Source organism: Tautonia rosea (genome assembly GCF_012958305.1).
Taxonomy (GTDB): domain Bacteria; phylum Planctomycetota; class Planctomycetia; order Isosphaerales; family Isosphaeraceae; genus Tautonia; species Tautonia rosea.
In genome coordinates, this window is record NZ_JABBYO010000034.1 from 1 (window position 1) to 12,112 (window position 12,112).

At 64.3% G+C, this 12,112-nt stretch carries 9 protein-coding genes; 4 read left to right on the forward strand and 5 right to left on the reverse strand.

Annotation, left to right across the window (positions count from 1 at the left end; translation table 11 throughout):
* Positions 1 to 313 precede the first annotated feature (313 nt).
* Entirely contained in the window at positions 314 to 685 is a 372-nt protein-coding gene (locus tag HG800_RS26480; protein WP_169981339.1) for an IS630 transposase-related protein, read from the reverse strand.
* Between the two features lie 191 nt (positions 686 to 876).
* Here HG800_RS26480 and HG800_RS26485 point away from each other — a divergent pair, with 191 nt between their 5' ends.
* Complete coding sequence (locus tag HG800_RS26485; RefSeq protein ID WP_169981341.1) at positions 877 to 1,242, forward strand: hypothetical protein; 366 nt, start codon at positions 877 to 879, stop codon at positions 1,240 to 1,242.
* 94 nt (positions 1,243 to 1,336) lie between these two features.
* Here the strand turns inward: HG800_RS26485 and metG are convergent, their stop codons facing one another.
* The 3 genes from metG to HG800_RS26500 all read right to left on the reverse strand — a co-directional run bounded on the left by metG (position 1,337) and on the right by HG800_RS26500 (position 5,131).
* On the reverse strand, positions 1,337 to 2,983 hold the full coding sequence (metG, locus tag HG800_RS26490) for a methionine--tRNA ligase (protein WP_169981343.1): 1,647 nt from the start codon (positions 2,981 to 2,983) through the stop codon (positions 1,337 to 1,339).
* A gap of 197 nt (positions 2,984 to 3,180) precedes the next feature.
* Complete coding sequence (locus HG800_RS26495) at positions 3,181 to 3,459, reverse strand: hypothetical protein (RefSeq protein ID WP_169981345.1); 279 nt, start codon at positions 3,457 to 3,459, stop codon at positions 3,181 to 3,183.
* Positions 3,460 to 3,610: 151 nt separating this feature from the next.
* On the reverse strand, positions 3,611 to 5,131 hold the full coding sequence (locus tag HG800_RS26500) for a sugar ABC transporter ATP-binding protein (protein ID WP_169981353.1): 1,521 nt from the start codon (positions 5,129 to 5,131) through the stop codon (positions 3,611 to 3,613).
* Between the two features lie 381 nt (positions 5,132 to 5,512).
* On the opposite strand from HG800_RS26500, the gene HG800_RS26505 reads away from it, so the two are divergent.
* The 3 genes from HG800_RS26505 (at position 5,513) to HG800_RS26515 (ending at position 10,421) form a co-directional block, all read left to right on the forward strand.
* Positions 5,513 to 6,268: a hypothetical protein gene (locus tag HG800_RS26505; RefSeq protein WP_169981347.1), complete on the forward strand. Its 756-nt coding sequence runs from the start codon at positions 5,513 to 5,515 to the stop codon at positions 6,266 to 6,268.
* A complete protein-coding gene (locus HG800_RS26510; RefSeq protein ID WP_206352484.1) occupies positions 6,265 to 7,134 on the forward strand; it encodes a lipase family protein in 870 nt (289 codons plus the stop codon). Before HG800_RS26505 ends, HG800_RS26510 begins: the two co-directional genes overlap by 4 nt.
* A 713-nt stretch (positions 7,135 to 7,847) precedes the next feature.
* Entirely contained in the window at positions 7,848 to 10,421 is a 2,574-nt protein-coding gene (locus HG800_RS26515; protein ID WP_169981349.1) for a binary toxin-like calcium binding domain-containing protein, read from the forward strand.
* 14 nt (positions 10,422 to 10,435) lie between these two features.
* On the opposite strand, the gene HG800_RS26520 is transcribed toward HG800_RS26515, so the two are convergent.
* The gene (locus tag HG800_RS26520) at positions 10,436 to 11,494 is read right to left on the reverse strand and encodes a substrate-binding domain-containing protein (RefSeq protein ID WP_169981351.1); all 1,059 of its coding nucleotides are present in this window, start codon (positions 11,492 to 11,494) and stop codon (positions 10,436 to 10,438) included.
* Positions 11,495 to 12,112: the final 618 nt, after the last annotated feature.

The following is a 12,112-nucleotide window of genomic DNA, read 5'->3' on the forward strand; positions in this document are numbered from 1 at the left end:
AAGCGGTCCTGAGTCCGTCAAACGCGGCCCCAGTCGCCCCCTCGTCACGTCGTTCCCCTCGAAGGCTCGTGAGGCCGCGATCCCGTTCGGTCCCCGCCTCGACAAACCGCCATCGATCGCTCCCTTGTCAAGCATGGGCTCGGCCGAACGTTTACCCAGTGGCCGTGGGGCACCGGGCCGTCGACCCGCACCCCGCTGGGGGCCCGGCCGTAGGTGCGGTCCATCGCCGTCGAGGCCCCGCTCTCGTCGACGAAGACCAGCCGGGTCGGGTCGACGCTGGCGAACTCGTCTCGCCAGGCGGCCCGCCCGGCCTTCAACTCCGGCCGGTCCTGCTCGGCCGCCCGCCGCGACTTTTTTTGCGCGTGATCCCCAGCCGTCGCAGGGCCCGATACACCGCCGCGGGGCTGCAGGAGACGCCGGCGGCCCGGGCCAACTCCTCCAGCGTGGCGTCGTCGTCCCGGACCGCCTGGCGGAGCCGGGCCGCGGCCTCCGCGTCGAAGACCGCCTCGCGGCCCCCGCCGTGCGGCTTCGGCGCGATCGAGCCGGTGTCGCGGCGTTGCCGCAGCACCTTGCGGATCCAGCCCTCGCTGACCGAGAAGCGGGCGGCGATCTCGGCGCGGGTGCCGTCGTGGGCGTCGCAGGCGGCGACGACCCGTACGCGGAGGTCCGTCGAGTAGGCTCTCATCCTCCGTGTCCTCCCGACACGAAGGTATAACCGTGTCAACCGGCACGGTCAAAGGAAAACCGGACTAACCCAAACCCTACAAGGAGTAAGGCCATCGCGCAATTCACCTCAGGGCCCGGGCATGCAATATCCGGGCTAGCGCGAACGGTCGCGGCGCAGAGATCATCCTCACGCCCGATGCCGGCTATTCCGTGACCCTTTCGAGCTTCGACCTCGCGGGATTCAACCAGGTCGACCGGGTCGCCCGCTTCCTGAGGATTGTTGACGGAAACGACACTCTGTTGTTCAACTTCGGCTCCGACCTGACCATCCTCGGCGCGGGGCCGGCTCACAGCTCGTTCCTGCCGAATTTCTCGCACGCGGGGACGATCAAGCTTCAGTGGGGAGCCGATTGGAATCTCGGCATCGACAACATCCGGTTCTCACAGACCCGGTCGGCGGTCATCCCCGAACCCTCCTCGCTGACGATCGCCCTGCTCGGTGGTCTGATCCTGGTGTCGGCCCGGCCGATCTTCCTGCGGTCGCAGTCCCGGCGCAGCGGATGCCCCAAGAGTTGAAGCGTTCCTCGGCGTTCGGCTCGCGGCGATCTGGGCGGGGCGTTTCCCCAATCGAGGATCGCCGCGGAGCTTCGATCGGAGCGTTTGCAAGCCGTCACGACGAGGAGGCGTCGGCCTTCAGGTCGATCTTCGGGAACAAGGGCGAGACCTTGCCGTTGACCAGCGGAGCGGTCACGCGAAGATCGGGGCCGGCAGGGCGCTCGGCGGCGTCGGCGAAGGAGACGGCGTCCCAGGGCTGAGCGTCGCCGAAATTGAAGGCAGCGTAAAAGATCTCCGCGGTTCGGGGGAGAAACGGCTTGATCAAGATCGCCACGACCCGAAGCGCCTCAGCCAGATTGACGAGCACGACCTTCGTGGCCTCGGGATCGGTCTTGGCGAGCTTGAACGGCTGGGTGGCCTCGATGTAGCGGTTGGCGGCGTCGATGACTTCAAGCCAGATCTTCTGAAGCGCCGTCGCATACTGAAACGAGCCGACGAGCGAGCGAAGGTCGTCGACGAGCGCCGGTAGGTTCAACTCGGCTCGCCAGGCGTTGGGATCGATCGCCGACGAGCCTTCCAGAGCGCCGTCGAAATAGCGTTGGGTCATTGCCAGGGTGCGGCTGTAAAGGTTCCCCAGGTTGTTGGCCAGGCCGGTGTTGTAGGTCTCGGCGAAGCGCTCGAACGAGAACTCACCGTCCCCTCCGAACGGGCACTGGCTCATGAAGTAGTAGCGGAACCCCTCGCTGCTGAACTGGCGGATCAGGTCCATCGGCTCGACGATGTTGCCGATGGATTTGCTCATCTTTTGCAAGACGCCGCTGGCGTCGTCCTTGCGATAGACGAAGCCGTGGGCGAAGACCGCCTTCGGCAAGGGCAAGGCGGCCGACATGAGCATCGCCGGCCAGAGGGCGCAGTGAAATCGGGTAATGTCCTTGCCGATCACATGGGTCTCGGCCGGCCAGTAGCGTTGAAACTTCGCGTCGTCGTCGCCGTAGCCAAGCGCGGTGATGTAGTTCAACAGCGCGTCGAACCAGACGTAGATCGTCTGCTCCTCGTCGAACGGAACGGTAATCCCCCAGGTGAAGCCTTTCCGGCTGATCGAGACGTCTTGAAGTCCGGATTTGACAAGGTTGACGATCTCGTTGCGGCGGCTCTCGGGCTGGATGAACTCGGGGTGGGCCTCGTAGTGGGCGAGCAGGCGGTCTCGAAACTCCGAAAGCTTGAAGAAGTAATTTTCTTCCTCGACGATCTTGAGCGGGGTGTTCGGGTGGTTCGGGCAACATCCGCCCCCGCTGGCGGCCTCCTCGATGGTCTTGAACTCCTGGCCGGAGGGGGAGACAGCCTCCTTGGCGGTCTTGAACTCCTCGCAACCTTCGCAATACAGCCCTTGATACGGGCGCTTGTCGATGTCGCCGGCATCGTAGACGGCCTGGATGAACTGGCGGCAGCCGGCGTGATGACGGGCTTCGCTCGTCTGGATGAAGTCGTCGAACGAGATGTCGAGCGCCCGCCAGACCTCCTTGAACTGCCCGGCCATGTCATCGACGTACGGCTGCGGCTCGACCCCCAGCTCTCGGGCTCGCTTCGAGACCTTGATCGTATTCTCGTCGTTGCCCATCAAAAAATACGTGTCGAAGCCTTCCATGCGGCGGAAGCGGGCTTGCACGTCGGCGCCAATCTTCTCGAAGGCCGTGCCGATGTGCGGTCGGCTGTTCGGGTAGTCGATCGCGGTGGTGATGAAGTACGTCGAGGCTTGGCTCATGATTCAGTTCGATCCATCAAAACGGCGGCCCCGCGGCTCGATGCTCGGCCGAGGCGCGGATCGTGCCCGCCCGATGGGTCGGACACGCGGGGAGGAGGCGGCGTTCGCTATCGCCGTCAAGGCGATTATTCTAGCAGGTCGGGTGGTCGGCTCACCAACCATCCCCCCTCGTCTTGAAGAAGTCGGCGCAGGGAGGATCAGGCCCCTGAGCCGCCGGCGATCGACTTGAAGTAGTCGCGATCCGGGAGCAAGACCACCACCGCCTCATTGGAATCGGTGTCGAAGTCCCAGAGGTACCACAACCGGCAGTGTGAACAGGTGGCGAGCATCCGTTCGGGAAACCCGTCGTCGGGCTGGTGCAGCGTCATTTCCCGATCGCAGGAGAGACAGAGGACGCTGGACAGCGGCGTTTCACCCAGCGAAACGCCCATCACCGTAACCGTTGCAGCCTTGTTGACCCGACGGAAACTTGCCATGTCGAGGGCTCCAGTGCCCCGCGGATTCCGGGGCCGATGATCCTCGAATCGTCTCCAACAAACGCGGTTGAGACAAACTTTCGTGCAAATGTCGTTCCATTATGCGTCTGGGGCTGCCCAGGGGCTTCGCCTTCACCCGATCTCGGGCACGTTAGCCGATTGGAGCGGCCCCGCCGGTGGCCTGTTCCATGATCGCGTGCTCAGTCCACGCCTCGACGGGGCGGGCTGGGCCGAGGACCCCTCGGCTCATCACGGCGATCCGGTCGCAGACCCCCATCAACTCGGGAAGGTACGAGCTGACCATGATCACCGCCTTCCCCTCGGCGGCCAGGGTGCCAATCATTCGGTAGATTTCGGCCTTGCTCCCCACGTCGATCCCCCGGGTCGGCTCGTCGAGCAAGAGCACGTCGGCCTGCTGATGCAGCAGCCGAGCCAGCGCCACCTTCTGCTGATTGCCCCCCGAAAGCGCTCCGATCCGTTGATCCGGCCCCTGAGTGCGAATTCGCATCGCCTCGATCCACCGCCGGGTTTCTCGCCGACGCGATCGCCGCCGCAACCAGCCGAACTTCGCATAACGCCCGAGGGCCGAAAGCGTCAGGTTTTCCTCGACCGATCGCCCCAGCGCGAGCCCTTCTTCCTTGCGGTCCTCGCTGAGAAACCCCATCCCCTCGCGAATCGACCGCCTCGGATTCGTCGGCAAGACACCGGTGAATTGCTTGATCGTCACCTCCCCCGCCCGCACCTCGTCGAGCCCGAAGATCGCCCGCAGCAATTCCGTCCGACCCGCCCCGACGAGCCCGGCAATCCCCAGCACCTCCCCCCGGCGCAGGGTGAGATCCGCCCGTCTCGGCAAGCGACGGCCGGACAGCCCTCGCAGGACGAGCACCGGCTCCCCCGCCTCGTGAGGCACCCTCGGGAACATCTCCGTCAGATCTCGCCCGACCATCGCCGCGATAATCCCTCGCAGCGCAGCCCCCTTCATCTCCCCCCGCTCGACCGCCTGGCCATCCCTCAAGACCGTGTACCGATCTGCCACCCGCTGCACTTCTTCCAGAAAATGACTGATATAAACGATCGCTAGACCCCGCTCCCTTAGCCGATCAATCACCGCGAACAACCGCTCCGCGTCCCGCTCGGTCAGGGAACTGGTCGGCTCGTCGAAGACGATCACCCTGGCCTCGCACACCAAAGCTCTTGCCACCTCGATCAATTGCTGGGCACCCACGCTCAACGATCCGGCTCTCACGTCGGGCCGAAGATCGAGATGCTCCAGCATCTCCAGGGCCTCGCGCACGATCCTGCGATGCTCTCCCCTGCGCACCATCCCCAGCCTCGTCCGCTCCTGCCCGAGCATCACATTCGCCTCGACCGACAGGTGCGGCGCGATCGCCAGTTCCTGGTAGATCATCGCCACCCCCTTCGCCAGCGCCTCCCTCGGCCCCCTCGGCGCATACGGCTCCCCGTCCAGCCTCATTTCCCCCGCATCCGGACGATACGCTCCGCTCAATACCTTCATCAAGGTGCTCTTGCCCGCCCCATTCTCCCCGATCAAGGCATGCACTTCTCCCGGATACAGGTCGATCGCCACCCCCTCCAGCGCCCGGCTGGCGCCGAATCGCTTGGAGACGTTTCGCATCGCCAGCAAGGGCCGCGCATGCTCATCCGGCTTCATCTCGATCGGTGTTGCGTCCACGGCTCACCTGCTTCGCTGCCATCGCTCCGTCACTCAATCTCGGCCCTCAACCCACCGAAAGGCCATTGGCCATCGTACGGCGCTGTTCATGCCCTGACGACAGCGGAGTGGCCTGATTTCCCGTCGTTGAGTCGTGACTCGTTGCCAGGTTGGTACGGAACCCCTGACTCCGTTACAGGCTGGCTGGAATCCGTCCTGGTGCGATCGGCAGGCCTGTGGAATTGGAGCCCGGACCGCCGGTACAATGTGGCCCCGGCGACCGAGGCCGGCGAGGCGACGAGCCGGGCGCGGGGTCCGGAGGAGGGCCGGTGACGGCAAGGTAAGTCGTCCGACAGAGACAGCACCGCGGGGCGTTTCGTCATGGCTTCGTTCTTCCTCGACGTCGCCCGATTCGATTCCATCTCGATCGGCATCTTCTTCGTCGCCGTGGCCTGCCTGGCCGTAGCGATGATCTGGCTGACGGTCCTGTTCGTGATCGCTATTGTGAAGGGTTGGAATCGCATCCGGTGGCCGCTCGGGCTGCTGCTGATCGGCCTGATCATCGGGGCGATCCCCCTGGCCTGGACCGGGGTCCGAGCGCAGATCGACCTGGGGCCCCTCGATCGGCAGGTCGACGGCGAGCGGCACCTGACCCTCACCGGCTGGGACCGCCCGGCCAGCGATTATGCGGCGGCGCTGGCGACCCGACGCAACGCGGTTGTCCTTCAAATGGCCAACCCCGATGTGACGGACGAGGTCGTCGCCGGCATCGACGGCATGGACAACCTGCGCGAGCTGGACCTCAATGACTCGGCCGTGACCGACGAGGCGTTGGCGACAATCGCGGCGCGCCCCGCCCTGGAGGCCCTCAGGATGGCGCGCACCCAGATCACCGACGCGGGGTTCCGCGAGCATCTGGCAGACAAGGAGTCGATCGACAACCTCGACGTCCGGGGCACCGCCGTCTCGCCCGAGACGCTCACCGCCTGGGTCGCGGCCAAGCCCGGTCGCCGCGCCTTGCCAAGGCCCCCGGCCCCCTCCCCGTCCGACCCGGCCCCCGAGGGGGACGCCGTCGCCGTTGGAGAATCCTCCCAGGACGACCGACCCGACACGGAATCGGAGCCGAGCCCCCCATGAGCACCTCCCCGATGAGGCTCGACCCCAGCAGGTCGGGCGACGATCACAACGCCCTCTATCTGGCCCGCGCCTGCGAACTCGCCTACCTGCCCGAGGCCAGGGCTAAGCCCCTCTTCCGCGACGAGCTGGGCCTTGAGGCCACGCTCATCAGCGTCGACAACACGCAGGCCTACGTCGGCTCGGGTGCGTCGGAGCTGGTCGTCACCTTCCGAGGGTCCGAGGCCCCCACCAGCCTCGACGGCTTCAAGGACTGGCTGCTGACCAACGCGAACAACTTCCTGGTCCTCCCCGAAGGCCGCATCGGCACCGACTTCGCCGCCGCAGGCGTCGGGGCGCGGTTCCATCGCGGCTTCATGGAAGCCCTGGCCGAGATCTGGGACCCACTGCTCACGGCGGTCGAGGCCGAGTTCAAGCGATCTGCCCGGCCCTTGTGGGTCACCGGCCACAGCCTGGGCGGCTCGCTCGCCCTGCTCGCCGCCTGGCGGTTCCAGCAACACTTCCTGGACGTCCACCAGGTCGTCACCTTCGGTGCGCCGATGGTCGGCAACAAGGAGGCGGCCGACGCCTTCCACCGCGAGTTCCCGGGCAAGATCTACCGCTACATCGACGACCCCGACCCCGTGCCCCTGCTCCCGGCGATCAGCCTGATCGCCAACCTCTACATCCACTGCCTCGACGAGGTTCGCCTAGGCGGCCAGTCGTCGGGCGCGACCCTCTCGGCCATGCAGCAGCTCGGCGGCAAGGCAGCCAAGACCAGCCTCGACGCCACCGCGATCGACGAGGTCTGGGGCTTCCTGCTCAATCGGATCGCCGCGCACGACATCGCCAACTATCAAAAGCTCATCGTCGAACGGTTCGGCTCCTGAGGACCCCCGCCTTTTCTCGACATCAACGAACCCCCGCTTTGGGCCTCATCGGGAAGGTCACGCCCTGGCCTCGTCGCCCCGCGGCAGACAAGAGACGAGGCTTCGCCAGACCCTCGATTTCAACGTTCTCCGGAACATCTCGCCATTTCACGGCCGGTCGACACTGGGCGGCTCCTCAAGGAAGTAAGCACCTGGTCTGCCCCCGGAAACCGATCACCCATCAGACTTGTCGTGATCCCTTCGGCATTACCGCCTCATCCCAAGTTCCCTGCACTCCAGACGTGCCCACATGAACCCAGGGGAATGATCTTCGACGCAGTTAGGAGGAGATCCATCTCGTGTGATTGCGTGCGTTTCTTGGCGAAATGAGACGACACAATTGGCGAGAATCCACTTGTATTGACGATTCTAATGAATCACAATACAAGTGGATTCCTGCTCGTGACGAGGTGGGATGCTTTGGTCTCGAAGGCCTCTTGCATGTGCGTTCGCACGGCAAGGGGCTTTTTTTCGTGTCCAACCGTCGGAGATATTGGAGCCCTGACACACCCGATCGGTTCGCCGTGATCGTCGCTCACATTCCTATTCTTCGAGAAAAATCTCCTGGACGGATCGAAGCGTCTAGTTTCATCATCGTATGAAAATTCGATTGTTGAAAAATGCTCCCCCCTGAGGCCTTGTTCTTGTGTTGGGACCCTTCAGGAGGCAACACGATGAGTGCACACGACACACGCTCCTGGCCCGGTTTGCGGGTCGCGGCCCTGGTCATCGCGATCGGGAGCGTGCTCCAGGCCCAACCTCCCACGAAAGCCCTCCCGACGGCAACGGAGGCGCCTGTGGCAAACGCCTCGGGAGATCCGCAAACCCCGCGAACGACCGTCGACACCGATGGCGACGGTGTCCCGGACGATCTGGAACGCGGCGGCTATACCTTCGACCCCTCGACCGGTCAATTCCGACTCTGGAACCGAGAATCCGAGCCCGAGGCACCGCACTGGTTTACCGACCCGCTTCAGTGGTCGACGGACCAGGACGCCTACTCCGATGGCATGGAAGCGTCGCGAGCCGTCATGGACGTCGCCGTCCGGGCTCCTGGCGACGATCCCCTCGTGCCTGCTTATCCGAACATCGTGTTTCAGCTCACAGGCTATTCGGTCACCCTGAACGAGGACATCACCTACGACGAGGGAGGTGCGCTCACCAAGGGCAGCACCTGGAACCGCGAGACGCAGCAGATCAGCTCTCAGGCGTACGAGGTCAGCGCAGAGCTCGGTTTCTCCGGCTACAAGGTCGAGGGCAAAATCGGGGCGTCTTTCACCAACACCCAGACGACCAGCAACGCCGTCAGTGTGGGTGGCTCGGTGCTCGACGAGTCGAACTGGTCCCGAGCCCGTTGCACCAACCCGACCGACGCCGCTCGGATCAAGTTGCGGGTGAAGGTTTACAACCATGGAACCGCCTGCGCAAGCAACCTCTTTCCGACCCTCACCCTGCGTATCGGCGGCATCAACGTCGCGACCTTCGAGCCGGGAAACGCCCAGATCAACCTGCTTGTTCCGGGAGCGGTTTACCCCCCCGAACCGGGTGTTTCCTGGGTGATTGACTCGATCGATACCGGCGTCGGTGTCATCCCCCTGTCGCTCACACTCGATGAACTGCGAGCGCTTGAGCGTGGCGCCCCCGTCAGCCTGTCCGTCACCCAGTTGAAGGCCGACGTAATGCTCGCCGACCGAGCCAAGGGCTGGACCTCGGCAGGAGACGTCAACGAGTACCTGGCGCGGTGTACTCCCGTCAGCGCGAACATCCGTGTCGAGATCGGCGATGGCGACTTCTCCCACCACCTCGTCTTTGCCGGCGGCAGAACCTCGTTGCCGCGTCTCACGCTGGGGGAAGCGCTCGGGCGGATCGGCCTGGCAAACGACGGCTCGTTCGTCTACAGAGACGCCCAGGGCATCACCCGGCGGACCAACCTCGACGGTTACTCCTCGATCTTTGATCCGGAGACCCTGGCCGTCAACGGCTGGAATCTCACCACCTCGCCCCCGACGCCGCCCGAGGGCTTCTCCGTCATGAACATGGTGCTGGGCCCTGCGTCCAGTGTCATCTTCCGGGCCCCCCGAGAGGCCTCGGATCTCGGCCCGACCATCCACTACGTGAACGCCGACTCCGGGACACGCCGGATTCACCTGTGCGTGAGCGACTACCAGGGCATCCGTTCGCTCGAATGCCTGGACAAGCAAGGCACGCCGTTTCGGGATGAGAATCAAGAGCCGGTGCCCCTGGTGGAGGAGATCGCCGGTTCCGGGTTCTACCAGGCCTTGATCCCGGATCCGTACTACGTCTTCGACGGAACCGAGAAGGTCGTGGTCACGAACCTTGCCGGCCAGACGACCGAGCAGACGATCAGCGTCGTTTACGACAACAAACCTCCGGATCCCGAGGCGCCGACCATCAACGCGGTCCATGTGAACTGGTTCCTGGATCCGCCTCGGATCTACGCCAATGTCACGAACCCCCAGCCCCGGTATCCGCTCCAGTGGATCCGAGTCTTCCACCCGGATCTCGGACAGAAAGGTTTTGTCGAGCTGGAAGAAGCCGCCGAACGGTACCGGGATCCCGACGGCTGGGAGGCTCGACTTGAGGGAGTCAGCAAAGGCGATTCCCTGAAGCTGAAGGTCGTGGCGTACGTCCAGCCAGGGATTTACACCGAAAAGGTCGTGTCGGAGGTCGCCCTCGCCCAGTTGAAGCCAAGAGTCGACTGGAAGGGGAAAAACTACTGGATCAGGTCCGCCCTCGACTTCGACGCAGAGAGTGACAACGTCAGAACGTCGGGACTGCTCGATGAGTACCCCGGGCTCGTCCAAGCCCCCTTCGACATCACTGCCACGGCGCACGAAGGGAACCTTCTCCTGCGCTTCAGTCGGCCGTTTGCTGTCAAGGAACTGGAAGGTGATCAGTACGCCTTCGCGAAGCTCAACAAGGAGGGCATCGGCCGTCTCCTGGAAACCTTGCCGCAGAAAGGAGGATTCACCATCGCCCATAAGGACGACGAAGACGCCACCAGAGGTCGCATCTACGTTATGCAGACGGAAGGTGGAAACCTGGTCAAGTTCCAGATCGATGTCTTGGAGCACAACCTCACGCAGTGGAAACGCAACGCGGTGCTCGAGCTGTCCTACGTCGTTTATACGCCTGAAAGTCAAGGTGAGGACACGATTCGATCGGAGGAAAAGGAAGATCTTCCTGCGAGCGCAACACCCCGAACGCGCTCGACGCGTTCGGGGTGAAGATGCCCTCATTTTCACTGGGAGCCCTTGAGCATCCCCGCCCCTTCCAGCGCCCGGAGCATGCCGAACGTGCTTGACTCGTTCGGCGCGAAGATGCCGTCCACCTGCCCCCGATAGCGCGTCACCAGTTGCTGCGACTTCTCCAGCGCCGTGGCCGCCGTGGCCCCGGCGTACTGGTCGTCGGAGACGAAGGTGACCTCGGGGAACGCGCTCTGCATCGTGTCGAGGAACCCCTGTTCCCGCTGCTCGGTGCTGGCCGAGCCGACCGCGTAGCGCAGCAAGATCGCCCTGCCCTGCCCTTCCAGCAGTTCCCCCAGCCGACGGGCCGCCAACGCCCCGCCGTTGTAATTGTCGGTCGCCACGTAGCTAACTGGCTTGTCGGAGTTCAGGGCCGAGTCGATGATGACCACCGGAATCCCCCGGTCCACCGCCTGCTCGACCGGGCCGACCAGCGCCCTTGCATCCAGCGGCGCCAGGACGATCCCATCCACCCCCAGCGCGATCGCGTTCTGCACCAGCTCGATTTGCTGCTGCCGGTCGTCTTCTTTCTGAGGGCCTTTCCAAAGGATCTCCGCGTCCATCTCGTCGGCGGCCTTCTTGGCTCCGGCGTGAATCGTCTGCCAGAACTCGTGCGTGGTCCCCTTCGGAATGACCATCACACGCCACGTGCGCGTTTTCTCTCCGGAGAGACTGGCATTGGCCCCGTGCTCCAGCTTCTCGGGGTTGAGCAACGCCGCGATCTCCGGCTCGTCCATGTTCTCAGGGGTTGCCAGCGTCTCTCCCGTCGAAACCTCGGCCTCGACCTCCCGCCCTTCCAGGTGATCGATCAGGGTCTTTACCCCCAGATACCCCATCCGTTGTGGATTCTGAAGCACCAGCCCTTGAATCGTCCCCTCGCGCAGCGCCTGAACCAGCGGAGGACTCCCATCAAAGCCGACAAACACGACCCCGCCCGATCCCGACGCCCCCCCCGCCGAGGAGCCGTCCGCCCCCCCTGGCTCCGGAGCCACCCCGCAGCCCACTGCCCCCACGACGGCGACGAGCGCCAGCAATCCCCCGATGCGGCCGATCATGGCGATCGCCCTCCGTTGTGCCTCAATCGTTCGGTTCGAACGCCCTGCATGCGATGTGCGTAAGTTCCCATCGTAGAACGACCCGAAGAGGCCGGTCAAGCCGCCGCTCCCGACACGAAAGCAGCAGCGCGTTTGAAAATGCCCCGATGCGTAAGTCCCGACCGGACCTCATCTTTTCGCCACCATTTCCTCACAATTTTGGCCAGGGTGTTGACTCCCTTTCGTCCTCTGGTAGGATATCCCCTGTCGCTGGTGAGTCACACCTTGACGCGGGCCGCTCGAAGAGGGCGGCCCGTTCTCACCTGAGCGAGGCACCTGGGACGACGCGGGCACGGACGGAGAGCGATTCGCCGCAGGGCGATCGAACCGATCGGAGCCTTGCGGCGTACGAGGGAAACCTTGATGCCGGGGCGGGGCGATCGGTGACGATCGCGCGGCCGTTGAACCGGGATGGGGGGTCTCGTCGCGAGGGGTGGTGACGCCGAGGCGACGTCTTTCTTTGACAATCCGGTCGATCGTGTTTGTGACATTGTCACATGGGTAAGAACGACGCACTCGACAGTCCTTCGACTTCGAAGCGTTGCGGTCCTGGGCGTCACGTCGAGAGGCGTGGCGGTG